General features: G+C 70.4%; 30 protein-coding genes, 1 tRNA gene and 2 pseudogenes. 9 read left to right on the top strand and 24 right to left on the bottom strand.

The window, feature by feature from the left end:
- Position 1: 1 nt before the first annotated feature.
- Positions 2-1,141: a class I SAM-dependent methyltransferase gene (locus FSYMDG_RS24105; protein WP_013872750.1), complete on the top strand. Its 1,140-nt coding sequence runs from the start codon at positions 2-4 to the stop codon at positions 1,139-1,141.
- A gap of 140 nt (positions 1,142-1,281) precedes the next feature.
- Entirely contained in the window at positions 1,282-1,770 is a 489-nt protein-coding gene (gene bcp / locus FSYMDG_RS06305; RefSeq protein ID WP_043605131.1) for a thioredoxin-dependent thiol peroxidase, read from the top strand.
- A gap of 216 nt (positions 1,771-1,986) precedes the next feature.
- On the opposite strand, the pseudogene FSYMDG_RS06300 reads toward bcp, so the two are convergent.
- Positions 1,987-3,074 (bottom strand): annotated as a pseudogene (locus FSYMDG_RS06300) (IS630 family transposase).
- Between the two features lie 476 nt (positions 3,075-3,550).
- On the opposite strand from FSYMDG_RS06300, the gene FSYMDG_RS06295 reads away from it, so the two are divergent.
- Positions 3,551-3,634 (top strand) — tRNA-Leu (locus tag FSYMDG_RS06295).
- A 37-nt stretch (positions 3,635-3,671) separates the two neighbouring features.
- Here the strand turns inward: FSYMDG_RS06295 and FSYMDG_RS06290 are convergent.
- From FSYMDG_RS06290 to FSYMDG_RS24080, 21 genes and pseudogenes are all read right to left on the bottom strand, one after another.
- Entirely contained in the window at positions 3,672-5,297 is a 1,626-nt protein-coding gene (locus tag FSYMDG_RS06290) for a tyrosine-type recombinase/integrase (protein ID WP_013872748.1), read from the bottom strand.
- A complete protein-coding gene (locus FSYMDG_RS24100) occupies positions 5,294-5,464 on the bottom strand; it encodes a helix-turn-helix transcriptional regulator (RefSeq protein WP_237703098.1) in 171 nt (56 codons plus the stop codon). The genes FSYMDG_RS06290 and FSYMDG_RS24100 overlap by 4 nt, the downstream gene beginning before the upstream one ends.
- A 216-nt stretch (positions 5,465-5,680) precedes the next feature.
- Positions 5,681-6,100 (bottom strand): hypothetical protein, encoded by a 420-nt coding sequence (locus FSYMDG_RS28010; protein ID WP_237703009.1) that lies wholly within the window; start codon positions 6,098-6,100, stop codon positions 5,681-5,683.
- Positions 6,101-6,439: 339 nt separating this feature from the next.
- Positions 6,440-6,613 (bottom strand): annotated as a pseudogene (locus tag FSYMDG_RS29995) (helix-turn-helix domain-containing protein); the annotation flags it as partial.
- 11 nt (positions 6,614-6,624) lie between these two features.
- On the bottom strand, positions 6,625-6,807 hold the full coding sequence (locus tag FSYMDG_RS25855; RefSeq protein ID WP_013872745.1) for a hypothetical protein: 183 nt from the start codon (positions 6,805-6,807) through the stop codon (positions 6,625-6,627).
- Positions 6,808-6,877: 70 nt separating this feature from the next.
- Positions 6,878-7,150: a hypothetical protein gene (locus tag FSYMDG_RS06275; protein ID WP_013872744.1), complete on the bottom strand. Its 273-nt coding sequence runs from the start codon at positions 7,148-7,150 to the stop codon at positions 6,878-6,880.
- A complete protein-coding gene (locus FSYMDG_RS06270) occupies positions 7,147-7,470 on the bottom strand; it encodes a hypothetical protein (RefSeq protein ID WP_013872743.1) in 324 nt (107 codons plus the stop codon). Before FSYMDG_RS06270 ends, FSYMDG_RS06275 begins: the two co-directional genes overlap by 4 nt.
- 105 nt (positions 7,471-7,575) lie before the next feature.
- Entirely contained in the window at positions 7,576-7,968 is a 393-nt protein-coding gene (locus FSYMDG_RS06265) for a DUF6197 family protein (protein ID WP_013872742.1), read from the bottom strand.
- A gap of 278 nt (positions 7,969-8,246) precedes the next feature.
- Complete coding sequence (locus FSYMDG_RS06260) at positions 8,247-8,504, bottom strand: hypothetical protein (protein ID WP_043603094.1); 258 nt, start codon at positions 8,502-8,504, stop codon at positions 8,247-8,249.
- Between the two features lie 207 nt (positions 8,505-8,711).
- Positions 8,712-9,299 (bottom strand): NUDIX domain-containing protein, encoded by a 588-nt coding sequence (locus tag FSYMDG_RS06255; protein ID WP_013872739.1) that lies wholly within the window; start codon positions 9,297-9,299, stop codon positions 8,712-8,714.
- Positions 9,300-9,374: 75 nt separating this feature from the next.
- Complete coding sequence (locus FSYMDG_RS06250; RefSeq protein WP_013872738.1) at positions 9,375-11,525, bottom strand: ATP-binding protein; 2,151 nt, start codon at positions 11,523-11,525, stop codon at positions 9,375-9,377.
- A 98-nt stretch (positions 11,526-11,623) separates the two neighbouring features.
- Complete coding sequence (locus FSYMDG_RS06245) at positions 11,624-12,799, bottom strand: hypothetical protein (RefSeq protein ID WP_013872737.1); 1,176 nt, start codon at positions 12,797-12,799, stop codon at positions 11,624-11,626.
- 4 nt (positions 12,800-12,803) lie between these two features.
- Complete coding sequence (locus tag FSYMDG_RS06240; protein ID WP_013872736.1) at positions 12,804-13,400, bottom strand: hypothetical protein; 597 nt, start codon at positions 13,398-13,400, stop codon at positions 12,804-12,806.
- Between the two features lie 13 nt (positions 13,401-13,413).
- Positions 13,414-14,067 (bottom strand): lytic transglycosylase domain-containing protein, encoded by a 654-nt coding sequence (locus tag FSYMDG_RS29540; RefSeq protein ID WP_013872735.1) that lies wholly within the window; start codon positions 14,065-14,067, stop codon positions 13,414-13,416.
- Complete coding sequence (locus tag FSYMDG_RS27140) at positions 14,064-14,927, bottom strand: hypothetical protein (RefSeq protein WP_193353096.1); 864 nt, start codon at positions 14,925-14,927, stop codon at positions 14,064-14,066. The genes FSYMDG_RS29540 and FSYMDG_RS27140 overlap by 4 nt, the downstream gene beginning before the upstream one ends.
- Positions 14,928-15,105: 178 nt before the next feature.
- On the bottom strand, positions 15,106-15,366 hold the full coding sequence (locus FSYMDG_RS06225) for a hypothetical protein (protein ID WP_013872733.1): 261 nt from the start codon (positions 15,364-15,366) through the stop codon (positions 15,106-15,108).
- Positions 15,359-16,396 (bottom strand): DUF2637 domain-containing protein, encoded by a 1,038-nt coding sequence (locus tag FSYMDG_RS06220; protein ID WP_013872732.1) that lies wholly within the window; start codon positions 16,394-16,396, stop codon positions 15,359-15,361. Before FSYMDG_RS06220 ends, FSYMDG_RS06225 begins: the two co-directional genes overlap by 8 nt.
- Entirely contained in the window at positions 16,396-16,836 is a 441-nt protein-coding gene (locus FSYMDG_RS24085; RefSeq protein WP_013872731.1) for a WhiB family transcriptional regulator, read from the bottom strand. Before FSYMDG_RS24085 ends, FSYMDG_RS06220 begins: the two co-directional genes overlap by 1 nt.
- Positions 16,833-17,126, bottom strand: coding sequence for a hypothetical protein (locus tag FSYMDG_RS06210; protein ID WP_131789374.1), 294 nt, complete (start codon positions 17,124-17,126; stop codon positions 16,833-16,835). The genes FSYMDG_RS24085 and FSYMDG_RS06210 overlap by 4 nt, the downstream gene beginning before the upstream one ends.
- A 277-nt stretch (positions 17,127-17,403) precedes the next feature.
- Positions 17,404-17,790: a hypothetical protein gene (locus FSYMDG_RS06205; protein ID WP_013872728.1), complete on the bottom strand. Its 387-nt coding sequence runs from the start codon at positions 17,788-17,790 to the stop codon at positions 17,404-17,406.
- Positions 17,790-18,008 carry a WhiB family transcriptional regulator gene (locus tag FSYMDG_RS24080; protein ID WP_043603086.1) on the bottom strand — a complete coding sequence of 73 codons (219 nt, stop codon included), beginning with the start codon at positions 18,006-18,008 and terminating at the stop codon, positions 17,790-17,792. Before FSYMDG_RS24080 ends, FSYMDG_RS06205 begins: the two co-directional genes overlap by 1 nt.
- 476 nt (positions 18,009-18,484) lie before the next feature.
- Between FSYMDG_RS24080 and FSYMDG_RS06195 the strand changes: the two genes are divergently transcribed.
- From FSYMDG_RS06195 to FSYMDG_RS24075, 6 genes are all read left to right on the top strand, one after another.
- The gene (locus FSYMDG_RS06195; protein ID WP_013872726.1) at positions 18,485-19,276 is read left to right on the top strand and encodes a GntR family transcriptional regulator; all 792 of its coding nucleotides are present in this window, start codon (positions 18,485-18,487) and stop codon (positions 19,274-19,276) included.
- An 11-nt stretch (positions 19,277-19,287) separates the two neighbouring features.
- Complete coding sequence (locus tag FSYMDG_RS25850) at positions 19,288-20,091, top strand: hypothetical protein (protein WP_043603085.1); 804 nt, start codon at positions 19,288-19,290, stop codon at positions 20,089-20,091.
- Complete coding sequence (locus tag FSYMDG_RS06185; RefSeq protein WP_013872724.1) at positions 20,088-20,528, top strand: NUDIX hydrolase; 441 nt, start codon at positions 20,088-20,090, stop codon at positions 20,526-20,528. Before FSYMDG_RS25850 ends, FSYMDG_RS06185 begins: the two co-directional genes overlap by 4 nt.
- Positions 20,529-20,594: 66 nt before the next feature.
- Positions 20,595-20,777: an NUDIX hydrolase gene (locus FSYMDG_RS27365; RefSeq protein ID WP_237703007.1), complete on the top strand. Its 183-nt coding sequence runs from the start codon at positions 20,595-20,597 to the stop codon at positions 20,775-20,777.
- Between the two features lie 111 nt (positions 20,778-20,888).
- The gene (locus FSYMDG_RS29125; RefSeq protein WP_258165213.1) at positions 20,889-21,011 is read left to right on the top strand and encodes a hypothetical protein; all 123 of its coding nucleotides are present in this window, start codon (positions 20,889-20,891) and stop codon (positions 21,009-21,011) included.
- A 21-nt stretch (positions 21,012-21,032) separates the two neighbouring features.
- Positions 21,033-21,344 carry a TIR domain-containing protein gene (locus tag FSYMDG_RS24075; protein ID WP_083828161.1) on the top strand — a complete coding sequence of 104 codons (312 nt, stop codon included), beginning with the start codon at positions 21,033-21,035 and terminating at the stop codon, positions 21,342-21,344.
- On the opposite strand, the gene FSYMDG_RS06175 is transcribed toward FSYMDG_RS24075, so the two are convergent.
- The gene (locus FSYMDG_RS06175; RefSeq protein ID WP_237703094.1) at positions 21,284-22,174 is read right to left on the bottom strand and encodes an IS3 family transposase; all 891 of its coding nucleotides are present in this window, start codon (positions 22,172-22,174) and stop codon (positions 21,284-21,286) included. The two genes, FSYMDG_RS24075 and FSYMDG_RS06175, sit on opposite strands and share 61 nt — an antisense overlap.
- Before the next feature lie 17 nt (positions 22,175-22,191).
- On the bottom strand, positions 22,192-22,482 hold the full coding sequence (locus FSYMDG_RS28005) for a transposase (protein ID WP_043602641.1): 291 nt from the start codon (positions 22,480-22,482) through the stop codon (positions 22,192-22,194).
- Positions 22,483-22,495 lie beyond the last annotated feature (13 nt).

The following is a 22,495-nucleotide window of genomic DNA, read 5'->3' as shown; positions in this document are numbered from 1 at the left end:
GATGCGGCAGATCGTGGCCACCCGAGGTGAGATAGCGACTATGAATGCCGCCCAGTGGGACCGCCGGCATGCCGGCACCGGCCTGCTGTGGACCGCCGAGCCGAACCAGGTCGTGATCGAACATCTCGCCGGGCTCACCCCGGGACGCGCCCTGGACCTCGCCTGCGGCGAGGGCCGCAACGCCGTCTGGCTCGCCACCCAGGGCTGGCGGGTCACCGGCGTGGACTTCTCCCAGGTCGCGATCCGCAAGGCACGTGAGCTCTCCCGCCGCTTCGACGTGACACCGGAGTGGATCCACGCCGACGTCATGGCCTGGACGCCGCGACCGGCGTCCTACGAGCTGATCACCATCTGCTACCTGCACCTGGCACCCGAGCAGCGGCGGGACGTGCTGCGCTGCGCGGCCGACGCGATCGTCCCGGGCGGGACGCTGCTGGTCATCGGGCACGACCGGGCGAACCTGCGGCACGGGAACGTCACCCCCGCCGACCCCGAGCTCCTGTTCGACGCCGACGAGCTGCTGACGGAGCTGGCCGCCGGCCCGCCTCTGCGGATCAGCCGGGCCGGCCGTGTTCGCAGCCCGCTGCGGACCGACAATCACAGACACCCGGCGGTCGACACCCTGCTGGTGGGGCGTCGACCCGGCCCGATGTCCACCCATCCGGCGCTCGTCGAGCCGGCGGCGGGGGCGGCGGGCGCGGGCGCGAACGCGAGCGCGAACGGTTCTGCCGCGCACGCCCTGTCACTGTCGGTGGGTGGCTTCATCGTCGTCCACCGGATGCCGACGGTGGCGGAGCTGCGCCGGCTGCGTACCGCCGGCGGTCTGCCCGACCCCGGCCCCGAGGCGGCGGAGGACGCCATCGACGGCAGCCTCGCCGGCCTGTGTGTGGAGGCCGCGGACGAGCCAGGCCGGGCGGTGGGCTGCGGCCGGATCGTCGGGGACGGCCGGACCTTCCTGGTCATCATGGACGTCGTGATCGACCCGATGGTGTACGCCGACGCCGACGCCGATGCGGACGTCGACCTGGCCATTCTGATCATAAACGAGCTGCGCAGATGGGCCGCCGGCCAGGTGGATCCGGCCGCGTTCGTGGGTGTGGCCACGCTCGCGGGCGTCGAGCCGCTGGGCAGCCCGCCCTGACAGCCCGCCCTGCGGCCCTCCCCGCCGCGACCAGCCGGCCGGGCAGCGACGCCAGGGGACAACGTGCGAAAAAGGCGCACCGGGCTGGTTTCGGAAGGGTGGGGTTTGCGGTGCCGGACCCGTCCAGCTACCTTCCGGCCATGACCGAGACCGCCGCTGCTGCCCGTCTCACCTCCGGTGACACCGCCCCCGACTTCACCCTCCCCGACGCTGACGGCAACGAGGTGTCGCTGTCGTCCTACCGGGGACGACGGGTCGTCGTGTACTTCTACCCGGCCGCCTCCACGCCCGGGTGCACCAAGCAGGCCTGTGACTTCCGGGACAGTCTCGCGCTGCTGAACGACGCCGGCATCGACGTGCTCGGGATCTCCCCCGACAAGCCGGCGAAACTCGTGAAGTTCCGCGACAACGAGAAACTGACTTTCCCGCTGCTGTCGGATCCGGACCGGGCCGTGCTCGCCGCCTATGGCGCATACGGTGAGAAGACGCTCTACGGCAAGAAGACCGTGGGCGTGATCCGCTCGACCTTCGTCCTGGACGCCGACGGCAGGGTCGAGAAGGCGCTCTACAACGTCAAGGCGACCGGCCACGTCGCCAAAATCATCCGCGACCTCGGCCTGTCCACCTGACCAGCCACCCCGCCGCCCCGCCGCCCCGACAACCGCCCACCCGCGCCGACCTCAACCAACGCCATGATCAATATGATTCCGGTGCTGCTCCCACGGCATCAGAATCATATTGATCATGGCGCGCGCCCGGCCCGCACCGATGATCGCCGTACTGGCAGGGTGGCCGGATCCGGAAAATGCCTGCTCAGCACCGGCCCCAGGTATCTTCGCCGGCCCCTAGTGTCCTGAGTCGTTGATTCGCTGGCAGTAGGCGGCGAGGGTCTCGAGGATCTCGTCGGCGGTCTTGGCCCAGACGAACGGCTTCGGGTCCTTGTTCCAGGCGTTGATCCATCGGCGGATGTCGGCTTCGAGTTCGACGACCGAGCGGTGCGTCGATCGGCGCAGCTTGCGGGTGGTCAGCTCCGCGAACCAGCGCTCGACCAGGTTCATCCACGACGCCGAGGTCGGGGTGAAGTGCAGGTGGAAGCGGGGTGGCGCAGCAGCCAGTTCTTCACCGCCGGGGTCTTGTGGGTGGCGTAGTTGTCCAGGACCAGGTGCAGGTCGTAGCCCTTCGGGACCGAGGAGTCGATCAGCTTGAGGAAGCGCAGGAACTCCTGGTGACGGTGCCGCCGGAAGGTCTGCGCGATCACCGACCCGGACGTCGGGTCGAGCGCGGCGAACAGGCTGGTCGTGCCATGGCGGACGTAGTCGTGGGTCATCCGCTGCGGGGTACCCGGCATCAGGGGCAGCACCGGTGCCGTGCGATCCAAAGCTTGCACCTGCGACTTTTCGTCGACGCAGAGCACGATCGCCTTCTCCGGCGGGTCGAGGTAGACCCCGACCACGTCACGGACCTTGTCCACGAACAGCGGGTCGGTGGACAGCTTCCACGTCTCGACCAGATGCGGCTTCAACCCGAACGCCCGCCACATCCGTGACACCGTCGACTGCGACAGCCCACTGGCCCTCGCCATCGACCGCGATGTCCAATGGGTATCGCCGTTCGGTGGCTTCTCCTCCAACGTCCTCGCGATCACCGCCTCGACCTGGGCGTCGGTGACCTTCCGAGGCGCTCCCGGACGTGCCTCGTCTGACAGGCCCTCCAGCCGGTCGACCGCGAACCGCTCCCGCCATTTCGCGACCGTTCCCCGGGTGATCCCGAGCTCGGCCGCGACCCCCGAGTTCGTCCCACCGTCCGCGCAGGCCAGCACGATCCGCGAGCGCAACGCCAGCGCCTGCGCGGTCTTCCGCCGTCGGGCCCAGCCCTCCAGCACCGCACGCTCAGCAGACGACAACTCGATGGGATCCGCGCTCGGGCCAGGCACCAGCCCATTCTATCTGCACACGAATCAACGACTCAGGACACTAGCGGAACAACGGCCCTCGTGACAGTCGCCAAAGTGACATGGCGCACGTGCCGTAAGCCCCTTCACACACGGCAGCCGGTCAGGCAGCCTGGGTATGGGAAACCTCGGGTGCGCCGGAGCAGGCTGTGGCAGGCGGCGTACGGCGCATCCGATCCGACGACGACCCGGACTGGGTGCTCCCGGCCGTCCCGGAGGTACCTGTCGGCGTGACCGCGATCTACGGGCGGGACCGCGGTCACTGACGACAGCCCTCCGCCCCACCGACACCACTCGGCCCGCTGACGGCACCGGCGAGATCCCCCAGCACAACCCCAGCCTGTGGGCTGATATGGGCCGTCTGGACGGTCCATGGCCAGCGGTCGCTACCCTGTAGCTGGCGGTACGTGATACCTGCGGCACCTACCTTGTGGTACGCCGTACCTGGCAGCACGTGCGCGGGAGTGGCGGAATGGCAGACGCAGCAGACTTAGGATCTGCCGCCTTCGGGCGTGGGGGTTCAAGTCCCCCCTCCCGCACCAGCCGGGCCGAGCAGCCATTTCCCTTTGTTTGCAGAGGTCAGCCCACCTTTCGATCATCAGGCGACTGCTCCGCCGTGTCCGGCGGTGTCCGATCGTGTCCAGCGCTGTCCGGCGAGTCGCGGCACATGCGCGGCACAGCGTCCGCTCCCGTGCCGCCGCCGGGGCCATCCGCCCGGGTGAGGCCCAGAGCTGTCTCGATCCGGCGGAGCTGGGTGTCGACGTCCCCGTCGATGCACTTCGCGTACACCCGGTAGAGCACCGCCACGGAGTGGCCGGCCCACTCCGCGACCTGGCTGCCCTGGACCATCCCGTTCAGCCACGTCGACACACAGGCGTGACGGAGGTCGTACGGCGTCGCCGCGAGCGGCGAGGCAACTTGCTCCGGTGTGAGCGCGGCAGTGCGAGCAGCCTTCCAGATCCGGCCGTAGGTGTTGGACCGGACAGGTCCACCGCGGGGAGATCGGAACACCTTGCCGTCCTGGCCGGGCGGGTAGTCCGCGAGGTGGGCGCGTAGGAGCGCGACGAGCGGCGGGGGGATCGGTACCCGCCGGGTGTCGCCCTTCGCGCGGTGCTTGAGCTCCCTCGGTTCCCGCTTCCCTGAGTCCGTCCATCGCGCGCCCGTCTCTGGGTCCGCCCCGTCAAGGATGAACCATCCCCACTCGTCATCCGTGGCCGGTAGCACGATGTCGGCCGGAGCCAGGTCATTGCATTCCTCCGGCCGCAGGCCCGAGTAGTACATGCAGGCGAAGAACGCGGCCAACCTGGCTCCCGTCTTGCCCTGCGCGGCGACAGCGGCGAGGAGGCGGCGGGCCTGGTCGTGGTTGCAGACGACGCGCCTGTCGACGACTCCGCCGCTGTTGCGCACCGGCCGCCGCTTGATCTGGTCGACCGGGTTGAAGGGGAGCCGCTTGCGTTCCACCGCGTACTCCAGGCAGGAGTAGAAGGCCGACCGCTTCCGGGCGACCGTGGCCGGTGCGGCCGGCCTTCCGTCGATTCTCTTGCTGATCAGGTCAAGTCCGCGGCGAACCAGCTCGTTCTCGGTATCGCCAAGATCGGTGATCGGGATCGTGTTCTTCTCCAGCCAGGCGACTGTCTCCGCGATGTTCTGGGGCGGCTCGGGGGACGCTGGGTCTCCCCCCTTCTTCGACGTGACCGGGAGTCGGCTGCGGGCATCGAAGGCCCAGGTGTAGAGGGCTTTGCGGAGAAGCGCCGCCCGGGGACGGCCCGGCGCGTCCGGTCGGATGAATGCCGGGGTGATGTGCGCGAGGGCTTCAGCGGTGTTCTTGCGGTGTCCAGGCGAGGCAGCGGCCCACATGGAGTCCACGAACTCCACCGCGTGGGAGTACCAGGTGTCGACCTGTATGCCCGGTTCGGACGGTGCTGTCTTTACCCCTCGCTTACCGGCCTTTCTCTTCGCGTATTCGGCATCCATGGTCACCGGCCAGCCGGTCGCCACATCGAACGCGACGCCTTCCTTCATCGCGGTCATGAGCTTCGAGCGGAAGGAAGAGGCCAGTCCGGAAGTGGTGAACGACTCGCCCTTCTCCTGGCCGGTCACCTCCCAGCGAACCCGGTAGGTGGTGTACTTTGCCCGCTTGGTCTTGCGGGTCTTCCACAGCCGCACGTCGTAGGAGAGTTGACGCGGCTCTGGGACGGTCGTCATTCAGCGTCCCGATGAGCAGCTTTCCAAGCCTCCAACGCGGATCTCTCGACTCGCACCTTTCGTGATGGCAGGGTGATGCACTTGGGCGCCAGCCCCTTGGTACGCCATTCATAGAACGTTGACCGGGGGATCCGAAGCTCGGCGCAGACCTCATCAATCGTCAGCATCGATTCGGCGTGGTCCTTGCTCGCGAGGGCCTGGGTGCGCGACGCACGGGCGGGCATGATGTTGGTGCTCCTTTGGTAGCGGCTGGTGGGGCTGCTCCGGCGTGCGTGCTTGGCGGCGTGTACCGGAGTCGCGGTCTGGAAGCCCGGTCTGTGTGGACGCGGGCGCCGATTTGTTCGGCGGAGAACGACCGCTCGTGTCGCGCCTGATCGTGATGTTCATGACAGCTCTCGACCGGCCGGCACGGCGATCAGTGGATGACAGGTCGGGCAGCGGCGGGCGCGGCCGTCGTCGAGTTCGAACAGCCGTGTCGACTCGTTGCAGATGCCGCACCAGGGCGGCCGGGCGACGGCAGGCGCGCTGCCGGTGGTCGGCGGGTCCGGCAGGTCGGTCAGCCGGGTCCGCAGCACCGCATACGGCGAGCGGACCCCGCCCGGGTTGGCCCCGAGGGTTTCGCGCAGCCCAGATGGTGTCCAGCCGGCCGCGAGCGCGGTAGTGACCAGCGGGGCCAGCCGGGTCCGCTGCCGGGGCGTCAACCGCCATGATGATCCGAGCCTGGTCAGCACCCCGGCCGTGTCGGAGCGCGCCGGATGTGTGTCCCCGGCCGGCTCTCTCTCCCCGCTCGCGACCGGCGGCATCTGATCATTGAAAGATCCTCCACCTCCGTCCACAGGTCTGCCGTCGTTCACCGGCGGGGCGGCTCGCGCGGGTGGTGGAGGTTCAAGGACGTTCAAGGACGTTCGGGTGACAGAGCTGTGACACCCCTCCCCTGACAGAGCTGTGTCAGGGGAGGGGTGACGCAGTTGTGACGGGGGAGGCAGATTGACGCCCCCGTCAGGCTGCCGGGGGTCAGCCCGCTTCGGTGGCCCGTTGTCCACAGGGGTCGAGGCTGGTTCGGTTGTGCCGTTTGTCACGACGGTGTACCTGTTCGCCCCGCCCCGGCCCGCGGCCGTTTCGACCAGCAGGTGTCCGCCTGCTACCAGCCGGCGGATCACCCGCTGTACCGTCCGTGGGGCCAGCCGGGTTTTGTGGGCCAGGGTCGCCACGGACGGCCAGGCGTTCCCGCCGTCGTCGTCCGCGGTATCCGCGATCGCGAGCAGCACCAGCCGTTCGTTACCGGCGGTCGGCGAGGACCCCCACACCCACGTCATCACCTTGACGCTCACCGGCCTGCCTGCCCGCCCGTGTCCGGGGTGGGGATGCGGATGTCGAGGTAGACCCGGACCAGCCGGGACCGGCCGCGGTCCGGGTAGGTGTCGGAGACTGCGACGACGTCGAGCACGGACGCGATGGCCTCGGCCGCGGTGCGGCATTCGTCCTCGGTGCCGTGCAGACGGATCTTCACAGGGCGCCTGCCTTCGACCGGGTGGCACCGAGGGCGGCTACGACCCGTTCGGCGGGGAGTCGTGCCGCCATCACCGGCCTCCGGTGGGTCGTTCGTGTGGCAGGCGGGGTGCGGGCTGGATGGTCAGGTAGCCGGGGTTGCTGGTGGCGGTGGTCAGGTCGACCACGTCTCGGATGCGAATGTCCGGTGACTGGCTGGCAGTCCGCTGCGGCAGCGGGAGGAGGTCGCCGAGCTGGGCGTCGACGGCGGCCGCCAGCCGGTTGGTGGCGTCCCGGGCGTCTACGCCGGCGGTGTCGGCGAACACGAGGACGGCGACGCGGTGGATGGGCAGAGCGGTGCTCATCGACTGGTCTCCGGTCGACGGCCCGGGCGGGGGAACAGCAGCCGGCCGGCGGTGTAGGGCTGGGACCAGGCGGCGACGGCCCGGGCGACCACGTCCATCCGGATCCGGGTGTTGCCCCGGCCTTGGTGGACTTGTCCGGCGAGGCCGGCGACCCGGTCAGCGACCTCGGCGAGGGCGCCGGCCTTGTCCCCCACGTAGTGGAGGTTGGCGTCGGCGAGGCCGATGAGCAGGATCCGGCCGGTGTAGTCGACCAGGGAGACGAGGGCTTCGGCGAGCCGAGTTTCGGCGGGGGTCATTGCCCCCGATGCCGGCTGACGCATGGAACGGTCCTTCCGGTAGGAGAATGCGGCTGGTGATGAATGGCTGTCCGGGTGGTGGACGTGGCGGCGTGCACCCGGATCGGAAATGCAACGATCAGATCGGTGTCATGCGTTGATTTCTCCTTCTGCTGTTCCCCAGACAGCGATTGCGGTGTGGGTTTGCTTGAGAAGGGCCAGAACCTGGGAGCGGGTGCGGGTGGGATGGTCGTTCCAGGCCGCGAGGTATTCGCCGGCGTCCATCAGGGTCGGGTTACCGCCGAGCTCGAAGGCGAGCTCGTCTTCGGCGTCGCAGAGCGCCTGCAATGCGGCGGGATTGTCGGGCAGCTCGTAGGGATGGCTGCCGGCGGCCAGGCGCAGTGCGCCGGACAGGTCGACCGCGCCGGTGGTCTCGTCAACATAGTCACCGCGGTGCCAGCCGCGGGCGGCCAACTCGGCGCGGGCGCCGGTGAGCAGGCCAGCGACTCGCCGTGCCCTGGTCTCCGGGGTGAGGGTGGTCATGCGATCTCCTGGGAGATGTCGCGCTGGTCAACGACCAGCCGCAGAGAGTAAGAGGTGGTCCCGGTGCGGCGGCGCTGTGGCAGATGGCCGCCGCACCGGGGGGTGGGGTCAGTGGGCGGAAGCGAGGACCAACCGGCGGGCCGCGCATACCGCCGGGCTGTCCGCCGGGGCTGGACGCTGCTCAGGGCAGCCACGGGCCTGCTCGAGCCGCAACCTCGCGACCAGTTGGATCAGCTCGGGCGGGGTGCTGTCGGTGGTGGTTCCGTGTCCCCGGGCACTCACCGGCTGCCGCCGGCGGTGCGGGTGGCGAGGGTGTGGGCGGCCTCGTCGGCGGTGACCGCGACCACGGCCGCGGTCAGAACGGCCAGCAGCGCGTGGCCGCGAAGCCGGGCCAGGACGGTGTGCAGGGCGGGCATGATGGTGCTGCTCCTCTCGTGTACTGCGGGTGGGGTGGTCCCGGCGCGGCGGCGGTGCTGCCAGGCGTGGACGCCACGCCGGGACGGCTTCAGGTGCGGGGCGGGAGGCTGGTCACGCACCGAGTGCAGATCAGCCCGTGGTAGGGGCCGTGCACAGGGCAGGTGCTGACGTTGGTCGGGTTCTGGTCCCCGACCGCGTGGACAGGTAGGGCGGGCACGTCCTCTCCTGTTCTGTCAGATGATGTAGCTCGGGTGACGGGCGTCGGTGATGATGCAGGCGTGGTCGAATGCCGGCCGGAATCCCGCGGCCGGGGCTGCGGACGGAGGTCAGGTGGTGACGGTGACGGTGGCGCTCCACGTGATCGCGGCGCCGCCGGCAGGGGTGTAGGTGCCGGTGATCTGCCCGTCGAGGCCGGTGAGGACCGTGTGGGTACCGCCGTCCGGGTCGGGGGTGAGGTCGTGCAGGGCGTCGTCGATGGCGTCGATGACGGCGTCGGGCACGACCCCCGCCCGCAGGATCTCGGCATGGTCGAACGCCAGACCCTCGTGCAGGGCTCGCTCGACAGGCACCCAGTCGGCGGCGGCCGCGTCGTCGCCGGCGACCGGCTCCCACCCGGTGGGGGCCCACGTCAGATAGGCCCAGCTGGCGTACCGGCCGCGCGGGTCGCGGCCGGGGGTGGCGTAGACGCCGACCAGGCGCAGCTCGACGATGTTGAGGCCGGTCTCCTCCGCCAGCTCCCGGCGGGCGGCGTCCTTGGGGGTCTCGCCGGCGTCGATGTGGCCGCCGGGAAGTGCCCACATCCCGGTGTAGGGCGGCCAGCCGCGGCGGATCAACAGCACGTGGAGGATGCCGTCGCGTTCGGACAGGGCGATGACGTCGGCGGTCAGCCGCGCGGTCTCGTGGGTGTCGGTCATCTCGATGCCTCTCGGTTGTGAGGGTGGAACAGGGGATGGCGAGTCGGGGCGGGGCGCGTGGGCGGGCAGTGGGTGTCATGCGGACTGCTTGGGGATGGGGATCCACTGGCCGTGGATCGGCTTGGCGGCCAGGCCGGCGGCGGCCAGGTCGGTGAGGACCTCGTGGACGCGGGAGCTGCCCACTCCGGCCTGGTCAGCGAGGTCTTTGGGACGGGAGACACCCGCGGTGAGGAGCTGGTAGATACGAGCGCCGGCGGGGGTGTCCAGGACTGCCGGCCGGGTCGCGGGCTGCCCGCTGTCCGCCTGCTGCGGCCCGGTGGTGGGGGGCGGCGGGCCGAATTTGGGGGCGGGGGCGAGAGTGAGGGCGGCGGGCGGCGGCGGGGTCCAGCCCGCGGCCACCGGCGTGGCGGGCACGTCGGTGGGCCGCTGGGTCTGCCGGTGGGTTTTCAGCGCGGCGGCGAGTGACGGGTCGGCGGTCACCAGAGCGGTCAGGGCGTCGGGGTCGAGGTCGGCGATGCGGCGGGCCTGCGCGGCGCGGGCGGCGTCGGCGCGGGCGGCCCGGTCGACGTAGTCGCTGCCGATGTAGTTCGCGGTGACCCGGTCGAGTTCGATCTGGGGGGCGGCGGCCATCCATGCGTCGGCCTGCGGGGTGTACCAGCCGCGGTAGGGGGCGGTGCGCTGCCCGACGAGGTAGCCCAGTCCGGAGGTGGGTTTGCCGTCGGGGAACTGGTCGGGCAGATCCTTCGGGTTGAGGTCCAGCCCGGGGATCATGCCTTTGGCGATGTTGGACGCGGTGCGCAGCACCGCGAGGTTCTTCGCGAACATCGAGCTGCGGAGCGCTTCGTCGTCGCCGAACGTGGGCAGTCCCGGGTACTGATCGGCACCGATGATCGCCACCGCGGCTTTACGGCCTTCCCGGGCGATCAGCGACGCGAGAGCGGCGTGTTCGGATCCCCGGACGAAGATTTTGTGGATTTCGTCGAGGAACAGCAGGATCCCCGGCTCCTGGGAGGTGGGGACGTGCAGCTCGACGCCACGCAGGCCGTTGAGGGCGCCGCGGATGTCGATCGCTTTCGCCGCGGCGCGTAGCTGGAGCAGGATCTCGTCGGTGGTGCGGGCGGGCCAGGTGGCGCGGCGGATGACGGCGGGCATGGACTGGCCGCCCTGGGGGTCCCCGGCCCACACCGACAGCACCCGGGTGTACGCGGCGATGGTGGCCAGATTCGTGATCAGCGTGCTCTTCCCGGACCCGATGCCGCCGATGATCGCCCCGCCGGCCAGACCCCAGGTGGGGATGTAGAACGCCCAGCGGCCGGGGGTTTCGTCGGCGTGGATACCAACGTCGGCGTAGCCGGTATCGGAGTTGTAGACCGTGTCCGGGCCGGGGTGGTAGTTGAGCCGCTGCAACGGGTTGTTCGCCCGGTCGACGACGAGGATCAGTGCCCGGTCGGCGCCACCGGCGGGATGCCGGTCGACGGTGACCTGGTCGATGTCCAGGCCGAGCGCGGAGGCGATGAGGGGGGCGGCGGCGATCGCGGTGGCGGTGGTGTGCACGCCGGGGTTGAGCTGGGCGGTCCACGTCTGCGCCGGGCCGATCATGTCGGGGTTGGTGAGGTAGCTGCCGGCCAGCACCCGGTTGGCCGCGCCGACCCGCTGCGCCCACAGGGCGGGGATCTGCGGGGCGGGTTCGGCGACCTCGAGCACGGGTGGGGCTGGTGGGGCGGGTAGTGCCAGGGGTGCGGGTGGGGGGACGGGGATGCGATGGCGGTACCACCACGGCGCGGCGAGTCCATATCCGCCGATCCACAGCACCGCCACCGGCCAGCCCCACGCCCCCTGCACGGCGGCCAGGAACAGCCAGCCGGCGCCGGCGCCGGCGGTGCGCAGGGTTCGCCGGCGGGCGGTGCGCACGGCGGTGGGGGTGGTGTGCCGGCGGTGGCGGACCAGCCAGCCGGCACCGGTTAGCACCAGCCAGCCCAGGATGATCGGCCCGGTGGTGCTGGGGATGGCGGCGGCGACCGCGCCGGCCGCCCACAGCACGCCGAGGACCAGCAGCGGGGCGGCCTGGTGCCGCAGCCGCCAGGCCCGCAGCCGCCCGTAGAGGCCGTGCAGGCGGCGGTAGGCCGCGCGGGCGCGGGCCACCGGGCCGGCGGCGGGGGCCTGCTCGGTGTCGGCGGCCCGCTCGGTGTCGGCGAGCAGCCGGGCGATCTCGGCGCGGGTGGCCATGGGGCGGGTCTCCTCTCGCAGCGTCAGGGGTGGTCGGGGGCTGGCGGTTTCCGCGCGGGCCCGGCCCGGGGGCCGGGGGCCGGGCCCGACGGGAACGGTCAGCCCTTCTTGTAGAAGTCGGTGTTCGCCGCACCCGGGGTGGAGGCGACGGCTTCTTCCATGAGCCGGTGGGCCTCGAGGGCCGCGCCGACGCCGGCGGCTGCGGTCGCGAGCAGCCGGGCTGCCTCCTCCGCCCGGGTGATCGCGCCGAGGACCGTCTCATCGCTCATCTGCGCGACCGTCAGGTAGGACTTGGACAGCTCGATCTGGCCGGCGACGTCGTCGGTGGCGTGCTTCTCCAGCGACGTGTAGTAGGCCCGGGCGTTGGCGATGTTGGTGGTCTCGCCGGACGTGGTGGTCATCGGTGCTCCTTCAGGGGTGGAGGGGCCGGTCACGGCTGTGGCCGGGTCGTGCGCCGGACCTGCCGTCGGGGCGGGTCCGGGGTCTGGGGGGCCGGTCAGCCAGGTCGGGTCGTCCCGGCCGCGCTGGGCGTCGAACACGTCGATCTCGTGCAGGTCGACGCGGTAGCGGGTGTTGATCCAGTCGCGGACGACGCCGGCGCACTGGTCGACAGTGAGGTCGTCCCAGGCCCGGCCGTACCGGTCGCGGGCCGCGGCGACGACCTGGTGCTGTTCGTCGATGTCGAGGTCGGACCAGCAGCGGGGGGTCACGACCTCGGCATCGACGATCTCGTCGTCGCCGCCGGCTGGCCGGCCGGACCGTCCCGGCTGGGCTGGCTTGTCGCCGACGGGGTCAACGGGGTCGACGGTGGGGGCCTCGGTCGTCCCGCCGGCCGGGCGAGGTGCGGGCCCGCCGGCCGCCGGCCCGGGATCGCTGCTGGCGGGGGGTGGGGTGGCCCGGGGTATGCCGGCGCCGGGTGTGGGCGGGTCCCCGACCGGCATGTCCTCGGCGGGCGGGTGGGGCTGCCGCCAGGGCCGCCAGCCCTGCCCGGCGTAGCGGGCGGTGCGCCCGTTGGACCAGCCGGTCCGCCAGCCCTCGACGAACGACTCCTTCACGGCCCGAGCGAGCGTGCCCAGTGCCCGGCCGGTGTAGGACGGGCGGACCGGCCGGCCCGGCGCCGGCTTGTCACCGCTCTGGCCGGCGCTGGTAGAGCGGGGGCGGCGGGTGTGCACGGTGACGGGACGGCCCCGCAGCAGGGACGCGAGGTTGACCGCGGTGTCCCCGGCCGCTCGCACGATCGCGTAGGCCAGGCACCAGATCAGGAACATCTCCATCGGGTCACCGGATCCCGATGGTGTGCTCAAGGCTGGCCGCCATCAGCCCGCCGATGATGTTCACCGCGGAGGCGACCACCGACCCGGCCGGGCCCTGGATCGTGGTCACCACCGACGGCAGCGCCAGGCCGACCGCGAGCGCGCCGAGCTTGCGCGGCCACCGCGGCTTGGACCCGACCGTCAACGCTGCCCGGCTAGGGGCCCATATGTCCGGCTCCCGCAGACGGCGGACGCGGGGCCGCCGCCGTGCCAGCAGCCGGTTGACGGTCTCGGCGTCCAGGCGCAGTTCCAGCACGTAGTAGATCGCCAGGACGATCGCCAGGGCGCCGGGAACAACCCCGCCCATGGTCGTGCGGGTCACCACGTTGATCACCGTGGTGATGGCGGTGAGGATCGCGCGGATCGCGATGTGCAGCCAGCCGTCGGTCAGCGCCGCCCCGGCGAGCAGCGCCAGGACCGCGGCGAGACGGGGCAGGACCCGCCGCCACAGCAGCAGGCCGATGACGAACAGCGGGACCGCGGCGGACACCGCGGTGGGGGCGGGCAGACCGAGCGTGGAGGCGGTGACCGGCGCGAACGCCAGCGGGGTGGAGATGGTCATGGGGGCTCCCAGGTCAGAGGCGGGCGGGGTCGGTGTAGCTGGGGGTCAGCGCGGTGATCCGGCTGACGTAGGCGCGGGTCTCGGCGATCGCGGGGATGCCGCCGGCGCCCTGGACCCGGGCGAACCCGGCGTTGTAGCCGGCCAGCGCCAACGCCGTGACGTCGCCGCGGACCCGGCCGGCGGCCTGCTGCTCGCGGGCGGCGGCGGCCAGGTGGCACATGAACCGGCCCTGCGCGGTGATCGCGTCGGCGGGGTTCCAGACCGAAGCGACCCCGTCCCCGTCCCCGTCCGTCGCCCACGTGCGCCAGGTGGACGGCATGAACTGGGCGATCCCCTGTGCCCCGGCAACGGAGACCGCGCGGGGGTTGAACCCGGACTCCTGGGACAACTGCGCGGCCAGCAGCGCCGGGGTGATCTCCGGGCAGAGCGACCCGGCCCGGGTGATCCACGGCCGGTAGGCGGCGGGGACCGGAGCACCCGGCGCCAGCGGCCCGCCCGCCGGCGGGCCGGGCAACAGGGCCGGGACCAGCCCGGCGACCACCGCCAGCGCCACCGCCAGCGCCGCCGCCAGCAGCCCGGCGGCGACCAGCCGGCGCAGCCACAGCGCCAGCAGCAGACCGGCGGCGAGCGCGACGACCGTCCAGCCGCCGTGCGGCAGGCCGGTCACAGCACGATCCAGACGATCGTGGCCAGCGCCGCCGCGGCGGCGAGCCGGCCCGGGCGCTGCACCAGCCACGCCGCCACATACAGGACGACCGAGACCGGGATCGCGACCAGGGCGCAGTAGACCTGCCCGGCCCGCCGCCAGCCGGTGGCCTCCGGCGCGCACCAGTCGCCGTCGCGGGCGTAGCGGACCAGCGCCGCCGGTTCGGCCGGCGGCTCCGACCAGACCGAGGGCAGCTCCCCGATCGCGACATCCCACAGCCGGCGGGCCGCGCGCATCCGGGTCTCGGTCGGCATCTCGCCGAAGGTCTCGTCCCCGTCCGCGGGCGTGGAGTCGATCCGCGGGGCCTCGATCAGCTCCGTGCCCGGCGGTGTCTCGTCGCCGCCCACCGCGTGCTCCTCGTCGTCCTCGTCGTCCTGGGCGGGTGGGGTCGGATCGGGCCGGTGGTCGTCTCGCTGCGGGCGGGTGTCGCGCAGCTGCCAGCGGCCCGCCGCCGGATCCCAGACGGCGTCAAGGACCAGCCGGCTGGTGTTGGGGATGGCGCCGGGGGCGTTCGGAGCGCAGGGGACGAACCCCAGCCCCTCATCACCGCGGTCCTGGACCCACCAGCCGAACTCGACGCACTCCGCGACACCCCAGAAGAACCCGGTCCACACGTCCCGGCCGCAGTCCCCGTCATGGTCGGCGCCGAACGCGCACATGAGCCGCTGCCCACCGGTTCGGAGGCACTGCGCCTGGTCGCATCCCTCCTCGTGGGCGAGGCCAACCCCGGCCCCGCAGTCCGGGCACACCGGGGAGAACCAGCACTCCTCTGTATGGGCGCCGCCCGGGGTCCGGCAGAACGGGCAGAGCTGGCGGCTCACCACGACCACCCCCCACGGGGGTCACCGACCGCCAGCGGGCAGCGGCCGGTTAGACTCATCGCCGTCTCGCGCGTGCGCGTACGCACACGTGGGCACGCGCGGTGTCCCCTCCTGCCGCGGCAGCCGGCCGATCCTCCACCGTCCACTGGACGATCCACCGGACGATCACTCCTCGTGTTCATCGGGTCCTCCCATGCAGGCGGGCGACGACCTCGGTGATCTGCCGGACCAGGGCGTCGACCTCCCGCTCCGCCTGGACAGGCGGTACGTCGGCCAGGGCCCCGCGCAGGTAATCGACCGCGACACCGAGGCGATCGGCCGGCCGGCGGGCGCTCCCCAACCGGGCCAGGAACATCCGCTGCCGCCGCTGCTGGCGGGCGGCGATCCGACCGTCACCAGCCGGCCGCCGCCGCTGGCGGGTGGCCGTCGGGCTAGGCATCAGCCACCCCCGCCACAGCCGGGGTGGAGACGGGGGCGACCTCGGCTGCTTCGGCGCGGGCCGCCTTCAGCTCCCGCAGCACCGCCCGGCCGTAGTTCCGGGTCCCGAACTGCCGGTCAAGATCCGCACCTGAGATCTTCACTCCGGCGTCGATCTGGGCTGTCGCCCACGCCTTCATCGCGGCCCGCTGCGACCCAGCCGTCTCGGCCTTCCCGGACCGAGACGGCCGAGACGTATCCGAGCGAGATGTCTCGGCCGTCTCGGAGGCGGTGAGAGTCGACGTCTCGGCCGCGACCGAGCGAGACGTCTCGCCCGAGACGGGCGCGGTGAGAGCCGGTGTTTCTGTCGGCCACACCGGCGCCTCGAACGTCTCTCGCGACGTCTCGATCTCCTCGGCCGACGTCTCCTGCGGGCTTTCCCGCTGCGCCTCGATCTCCGCGACCGCGTCAACGAGACGAGACAGCGCCTGTTGGCGTACCGGATCCGCAGCCGGGTCGGTCACCGTCAGCACGTGCCGGCGCCACTGCCCGATCTCGCGGAACGGGTCCAACAGCACCCGGATGGGACGCAGCAGCGGGACCGGCGCCGGTGGGGCCGCTCCGCGGCGCTGGAGGACCTGCTTCCGGATCTCGCCCAACAGCACCTCGAACGCGACCGCCGCCATCACCGGGATCGCGACAGCGACGATCACCGTGGTCAGGTCGTGGCCTGAGCGGCGCCAGGCGTAAATACCGTTGGACGCCGAGGACGCCGCCACCGCCAGCGCGGTGCCCAACCGGGCCACGGTCGCCGGCCGGCCGTCCAACGCCGCGGAGAACGCGACAGCGGCCATGGCCACCGGCAGCCCGTCCGCGACCGCGGGCAGCAGATAGCCGTGGTGGAACCCCAGGCTCTCCGCGAACCGGCTCTGATGGTCATACGACCACACCGCCCCGGCCGCCCACACCCCAGCGATCAACACCAGGGAGACGATCAGCGGCCAGGACACCTTCGAGCTCTCGGCCGGCTCCTGGCCGTTCTCATGCGGCATCACGCCGCCGGCACCACGTCGTCAGCCCGGCCGGTGACGCCGGCAGGCACAGGCACGGATTCGGCCAGGCTGCGCAGGGCGTACCAGTGCGGAGCCACAGCGCGCCGTTCGGCCGCGGTCAGCCCGCCCCACACCCCGTCCGGGGCGTACAGGGCGGAGATCGGGTCGTCCCCGGCGCCGGTGTCGGCCGCCGTGTCCGGAGCCAGCGCCACCGCCAGGCAGGCAGCCCGTACCGGGCAGGCCGCGCATACCGCCCGTGCCGCCGTGACCTGCGCGGCTACCGCCGGGCCGGTCTCACCCGCGGGGAAGAACAACTCCGGATCGGCGTCCCAGCACGGACGCCGATCCGCCTGCACAAGAGCTTGCAACGCGGGCAGATCCCACGCCGGCAGCGTCAGCAGCCCGGCGACCGCGTCCGTGATCGAAAATTTGGCGGTCATCCCGTACCGCCGAACCTCTGGATGTCCATCTGCTCCAGCACGTCGTGGGCGGACGCGAGTTCGGCGGCGACCGCGGCCGTCAGGAGCTCCACAACCCCGTGCATCGACACGGACGGGTGGACGTCCGCGAGCGCCTCCCCGGCGACGCGTGCCTCCTCGGGCGAGGTGTGCAGCCCAGCGGTGTATCGGCTGCCCCCGACCTCGATGACCGGGGCGAACAGCGGGGGAAGAGGGGCACCGGGTTCCGCGCAAGCCGGCAGCGTCAGCCGGCCCGCAGCACCCATCACCACGGGCCCGGTCCGAGAGCCGATGCCGGTCATCACTTGCCGCCCGCGCGGCGCCGGAGCTCTTCGGCGATCCGCTTGACCTCGGCGACGGTCGCGTCGGCGAGGTTGTCAGCGCCGGGAATGGACGAAACAGGGTTGCTCATGACGACGTCTGCCTTTCGGTGCGGCTGGCGGAGAGGTGAGGGATCCCGGTGTGGTGCATGGCGGCGTGACACACCGGAGATCCGGACGGGTCGAATCGGGTTTGACAGGGATGGGTGGGTGCGGGTTGATGTCCGGGTTACGTGTCGAGGACGGCCAGCCCGGCGATGTCCTGCTGGGCCTGGCCCAGCAGCGCCGCGGCGCTGCGCAGCGACTGGTTGGCGGTGGCCAGGCTGACGGTCGCCGCGGTGATTGCGTTGGTCGGTCGGCCCGCGAACGGGGAGCTGGTGTCGTGCAGCCCCGGCCGGCGGGCTTGGCCCTGGAGGAAGGTGGCGAGCTGGTTGAGGCCCTGGGTCAGGGATACGACCGCGGGGCCAAGCGCGCCGAGCACGTCGTAGACGTCGCCCGGGAACGCCAGCCCCGGATACCCGTCGGCCGGCAGCGTCGCGTAGTTCAACGCACGGACATCCTCGGCGATCTGCCGGGCGATCTCAGTGGCGCTGACCGGGCGGCGGCGGGCGGCCATCAGCCCACCACCCACCGCGTATGGGCACGCTCGACGGAGCTCTGCCCGCCGACGATGCCGTGCGACAGCAGCGGGCCGAACACCTGCCCACACAGCTTCCGCACCCCGCAGCGCCGGCAGATCTCCCGGGCGGCCTGGGCGCCGGCACCGTCGCCTTGCTCCGGGAAGAACAGCTCCGGATCAACCTGGGCGCACAACGCCCCACCCCAAACCGTCATGAGGTCGTCGAAACGGACCGTGCCACCGGCCAGTAGAGGGCCAGGGGAAGTCCAGCACCGTCGCGGGCCGACGGGCGAGGCAGACCCGGCCGTCGCCACGGCGCCGTTCATAGGAGACAATGCAAAACGCTCCTTCCGGTTTTGCGGCTGGTGGAGCAGACGGCCCCGGGAGTGCTTGGCGGCGTGACCGGGGCCGTCCCATGTCATCTGTGGTCCTACTCGGACGAAGATCTCTCCTTCCTTCGCAGTCGATCGGCCATGTGGCTGGTGCTCCCAGCACGGCGGCGTGCGGTTGTGCGATCAGCGGCGTGACCGCCGTGCCGGGACAACTTGGGGACTTTTCCGACGTAGGACGTCCTACGTCGTGGACGCTCTCATGCGGGTCCGGTAGGTGTCAAGGAGGAGGTAGGACGTCCTGCGGGCTAACGTTAGGTGCCAGCAATCGGTGCTTCGAAGAGACGAGGTGCAGGCCCGGGATGACCGTCGAGGCCCCGAAGTCCCGCTATCGGCAAGTAGCCGATCAACTCAGGCAGGACATCACTCACGGTGAGTACCCTCCCGGCTCAACGCTGCCCAGCGAAGCGGAGTTGGCCGACAAGATGGGCGTATCCCGCGTGACGATCAATCGGGCTGTCCAGATCCTTCGTGCGGAAGGCCTGGTGAGGGTTCTCCGTGGACGCGGGACAGTAGTCCGGTCCGTACCGCCGATCTCACGGCATAGCAATCAGCGGTACGCACGAGCCATCCGCGAGGAACGTGGCGCACGCGGCGCGTTCGACGCAGAGATTCGGCGGCTTGGACTGGAACCCAGGTCCGACATCGTCCAGTTGGAGCCGGTCAACCCGCCCGAAGCCGTGGCGAAAGCACTGGGACTTGGCCAGAGAGAGCGAGTCCTGATCCGCAAGCGTCACATGTACGCCTCGGACGAACCGGTGCTACTGGCTACCTCCTACATCCCCTGGGCCCTCGCCGAGCGCGCTGGGCTGACCAAGGTGGACACCGGACCAGGTGGAACCTACTCACGCCTAGCCGAACTCGGACAAGGGCCGGTGCGGTTCACCGAGGACGTCCGGGCACGTATCCCGACAGACGACGAGGAAGCGTTCTTCGGCCTAGCCGAGAATCAACAGGTGTTTGAAATCGTCCACATGTCGTGGACAGCCACCGATCGGCTCGTGGAATACCGCGTCGACGCCCTCCCCACGTTCCAATGGGTCCTGCACTTCGAATGGCCGGCTGAGGCCGTCGAGTCAGGCAGCCGGCCGTGACGGCTCGACACATGGATGTGCGTGTAGCCGAACTGCCAGCACAGGTCGGGCAGGGCCAAGACCGGATCCTCGTTGGCAATGATGTTGTCATCGTCTTGGATGGCGCGTCCGGAACCGATGGCCTGGTCAGCGTGGCCGCATACGTTGATGCGCTTGGCCGGCGGCTGCTTGACACATTCGAGTGCCAGCCAGCGGCACCCCTGCGGAGCACACTACGGACAGCTCTTGCGGGCACCGTGCAGGAGTTGGATGTACGGCCGGGAGATTCACCGTCCTCAACCGTCAGTATTATCCGCTCTGTCGCCGACCGCGTTGACGTGCTCGTACTTGGCGACACCCCGGTATACGTGGCGACCAGGCCAGATGGCGTCGAACGCATTTTCGATGATCGGCTTATGCGGCTCCCCGTGAAGTATCGGCCGGCGGCCCTCGCTCGGCTACACACCGGAGCCGGATTCGATGACGAACATCGGCGTCTTCTCCGCGAGATGAGGCACGAGAAAGCGCCGTATCTGAACGCGGCCGGTGGCTACTGGATCGCGGAGGCTGACCCAGCGGCAGGCTGCGAGGCGCTGGTGCGCTCTTTTCGCGCACAGGACGTGCGGTGGGCTGCCGTTCTCACGGATGGCGCCGACGATCCGATGCGGCATCTGCACATCGACGTCGGAGACGTCGTCGGGCTCTCGGAGGCGGAGATGGCTGTCTTGCTCGCGGACCTTCACCGGTGGGAGGAGCATAAGGATCCCCAGGGCCAGGAGTTGCCGCGGTTCAAGTGCCATGACGACAAGTCGATCGCAGTGGTGACTTTCCGGTGACGAAATCAGCGGCCGGGCCGCCACGGCATTCGGTGAGCGTCGCTGGTGTCGTGGTGAACCAAGACGGCTTGGTGCTCGCCATCCGCCGTCGGGACAACGGCCAATGGCAGCCTCCGGGCGGCGTCCTGGAGCTGGCGGAGACCTTTGAGGAGGGCCTGCGCCGCGAGGTGCTGGAGGAGACCGGCGTCACCGTCGAGATCGACCGGCTGACCGGCGTCTACAAAAACCTGCCCCTCGGTGTCGTGGCGCTGGTCTTCCGCTGCCGCCCACTGGCTGGCGCGCCTCGGGCCACCGCCGAGAGCAGCGAGGTGTGTTGGCTGCCCGCGTCCGACGTACGGGAACGGATGAGCCCCGCCTTCGCAGTCAGGGTGCTCGATGCCCTCGCGGACACGGCCACCGCCTTCCGCACCCACGACGGCGTTGACCTCCTCGGCTGATGTACGAGTGGGATTACGAGCCGGATGCCTGACCGCAACGGTTCGGCACATATGCCGATGCACTCTGTGAGTGTGGGTGCTGTGGTGGTGGACAACGACCAGCGGGTGCTGATGATCCGACGGGGTGACAACAGACGGCTGGCGACCCCGGGTGGGGCGCTGGAACGGGATGAAGCCCCGGCTGACGGCCTGCGTCGTGAGGTGCGGGAAGAAACCGGCATCCCGATCGACCCTGGCCTGGCCATCTGACAGGCGTCTACAAGAACATGCGGACCGGCGTGCTGTCGTTGGTTTTCCGCTGCGCCGTCTTGGCCCATACGGAGACGACGCCCGAGCGCGGAGACGCCCGAGGTGATGTGGTTGCCGTTCACCGACGCGCTGAACTGCGTGCACCCTGTCTACGCGATCCGGATCGCGGACGCCTTCCGCCCGGACGGCCCCTTCGTTCGTCTCCACGACGGCAACCAGCTTCTCACAGGTTGAGCTCCATGTCGTGGACGGCTGATGATCATCTCGTGGAGTACCGTGCCGATGCCCCACGTCTTGGGCGAACTGCCGGCTGTGTACAACGTTGGCATGACGCAGGAAGAGTCGTTCGTCTTCATCTCGTACACCGGCGTGGACGAGCCGTGGGCGACCTGGATTGCCTCCATACTCGAAGGGGCCGGCCTGGCCGCCCGGGTGCAGGTGTGGGATTCCCCGCCAGGGCGGAACTTCGTCGAGTGGAGGGTTCCCACTTTCGTGGACAGTCCTAACTATGCAGCACGAAGTGTTTGTCCGTCAAATTCTTCCTCGAACTCGACAGGCGTGAGATAGCCGATCGAGGAGTGCAACCGCTGCCGGTTGTAGTAGATCTCGACATATTCGAAGATCCCCGCCCGGACGCGGTCTATGGTATCGAACGGGTGGAGGTGGACGAACTCCTTCTTGAGGGTGGCCCAGAAGGACTCCGCCGCGGCGTTGTCGAAACAGATCCCGGTACGGCCGACGGAGTTTCGGACGTTGTTGTCGCGACAGAAGGCGACGAACTCACGGCTGGTGTACTGACCGCCTCGGTCGGCGTGGAATATGACGCCGCCGGGTGGCCGCCGGCGGGTGACGGCCATACGAAGCGCGTCGAGAACGAGTTCGGTGCGCATGTGATCGGCGACCGCCCAGCCGGCGATCTTCCGAGAGAACGCGTCGATGACGGAGGCCATGTACACCCAGCCATCCCAGGTGCGAATATATGTTATGTCGCCGTACCACAACTGGTTCGGTGCGGACGCGGCGAAGTCTTGGCCGACAAGATCAGGCAGCGATGAGGAGTCCGCGGCCTGCACCGTCGTCACCGGCCGGCGGGGACGCGGATGCACGCTGACCAGGCCCATCGTCGCCATCAGCCGCTGGACCCGCTTGTAGGCGACGGCGACGCCCTGGCGGCGGATCTCGTGGAAGATCCGCCGCACGCCGTACCGCCCCTCGTGACGGTCGAAAACAGCTCTGATCATGGTCGACAAGGTGGCGTCGTCCTTCTCCCTCCGAGACGGGCCGCGTTTCTTCCACGCATAGTAGCCCTGTCGGGACACGTCGAGTTTCTTGCACATGTAGTCGACGGGAAAGGTGTTCGCGCCGTCGGCGGACACAGGCTTCTTCGGAGCGTGTATCGAGATGAACTCGAACTTTACTTCTGCTCGCTCGCGAAGAAGCTCGCCGCTTTTTTTAGGAAGGCGATGTCCATCTGCGCCTGCGCGTACTTCTTCCGGAGCTCCTCAAGTTCCGCGCGCTCCGACACCGACAGCGGCCGCTCCTCGGTCTCGCCGTTCTCCTTCGCCTTCTTCACCCAGTTTCCCAACGTGGTCTCGTGGATACCCAGACTCTTCGCGACCTCGGTCACCGACCGGCCCGAGTCGAGCACCAACCTTACTGCCTCGGATTTGTACTCCTGGGTGAACTTCCGGCGAGCTGACCCCATGACGCTCCTTCCC

The organism is Candidatus Protofrankia datiscae (assembly GCF_000177615.2).
GTDB classification, from domain to species: Bacteria; Actinomycetota; Actinomycetes; order Frankiales; family Frankiaceae; genus Protofrankia; species Protofrankia coriariae.
Note: the sequence above shows the minus strand (reverse complement) of the source record. Positions and strands in the feature narration are given on the sequence as shown.

Bases quoted from the DNA above. Each gene is read 5' to 3' on its own strand.
- FSYMDG_RS06255 (WP_013872739.1), bottom strand. From the start codon at position 9,299: ATGACCGACACCCACGAGACCGCGCGGCTGACCGCCGACGTCATCGCC.
- FSYMDG_RS24075 (WP_083828161.1), top strand. From the start codon at position 21,033: ATGATCATCTCGTGGAGTACCGTGCCGATGCCCCACGTCTTGGGCGAA.
- FSYMDG_RS25850 (WP_043603085.1), top strand. From the start codon at position 19,288: ATGGATGTGCGTGTAGCCGAACTGCCAGCACAGGTCGGGCAGGGCCAA.
- FSYMDG_RS06265 (WP_013872742.1), bottom strand. From the start codon at position 7,968: ATGACCACCCTCACCCCGGAGACCAGGGCACGGCGAGTCGCTGGCCTG.
- FSYMDG_RS06220 (WP_013872732.1), bottom strand. From the start codon at position 16,396: ATGCCGCATGAGAACGGCCAGGAGCCGGCCGAGAGCTCGAAGGTGTCC.
- FSYMDG_RS28005 (WP_043602641.1), bottom strand. From the start codon at position 22,482: ATGGGGTCAGCTCGCCGGAAGTTCACCCAGGAGTACAAATCCGAGGCA.
- FSYMDG_RS24105 (WP_013872750.1), top strand. From the start codon at position 2: ATGCGGCAGATCGTGGCCACCCGAGGTGAGATAGCGACTATGAATGCC.
- FSYMDG_RS24085 (WP_013872731.1), bottom strand. From the start codon at position 16,836: ATGACCGCCAAATTTTCGATCACGGACGCGGTCGCCGGGCTGCTGACG.
- FSYMDG_RS24100 (WP_237703098.1), bottom strand. From the start codon at position 5,464: ATGCTGACGATTGATGAGGTCTGCGCCGAGCTTCGGATCCCCCGGTCA.
- FSYMDG_RS06290 (WP_013872748.1), bottom strand. From the start codon at position 5,297: ATGACGACCGTCCCAGAGCCGCGTCAACTCTCCTACGACGTGCGGCTG.
- FSYMDG_RS06250 (WP_013872738.1), bottom strand. From the start codon at position 11,525: ATGGCCACCCGCGCCGAGATCGCCCGGCTGCTCGCCGACACCGAGCGG.
- FSYMDG_RS06240 (WP_013872736.1), bottom strand. From the start codon at position 13,400: ATGACCATCTCCACCCCGCTGGCGTTCGCGCCGGTCACCGCCTCCACG.
- FSYMDG_RS06245 (WP_013872737.1), bottom strand. From the start codon at position 12,799: ATGGAGATGTTCCTGATCTGGTGCCTGGCCTACGCGATCGTGCGAGCG.
- FSYMDG_RS06275 (WP_013872744.1), bottom strand. From the start codon at position 7,150: ATGAGCACCGCTCTGCCCATCCACCGCGTCGCCGTCCTCGTGTTCGCC.
- FSYMDG_RS06205 (WP_013872728.1), bottom strand. From the start codon at position 17,790: ATGGCCGCCCGCCGCCGCCCGGTCAGCGCCACTGAGATCGCCCGGCAG.
- FSYMDG_RS24080 (WP_043603086.1), bottom strand. From the start codon at position 18,008: ATGACGGTTTGGGGTGGGGCGTTGTGCGCCCAGGTTGATCCGGAGCTG.
- bcp (WP_043605131.1), top strand. From the start codon at position 1,282: ATGACCGAGACCGCCGCTGCTGCCCGTCTCACCTCCGGTGACACCGCC.
- FSYMDG_RS06270 (WP_013872743.1), bottom strand. From the start codon at position 7,470: ATGCGTCAGCCGGCATCGGGGGCAATGACCCCCGCCGAAACTCGGCTC.
- FSYMDG_RS28010 (WP_237703009.1), bottom strand. From the start codon at position 6,100: ATGCCGCCGGTCGCGAGCGGGGAGAGAGAGCCGGCCGGGGACACACAT.
- FSYMDG_RS06195 (WP_013872726.1), top strand. From the start codon at position 18,485: ATGACCGTCGAGGCCCCGAAGTCCCGCTATCGGCAAGTAGCCGATCAA.
- FSYMDG_RS06225 (WP_013872733.1), bottom strand. From the start codon at position 15,366: ATGCCTAGCCCGACGGCCACCCGCCAGCGGCGGCGGCCGGCTGGTGAC.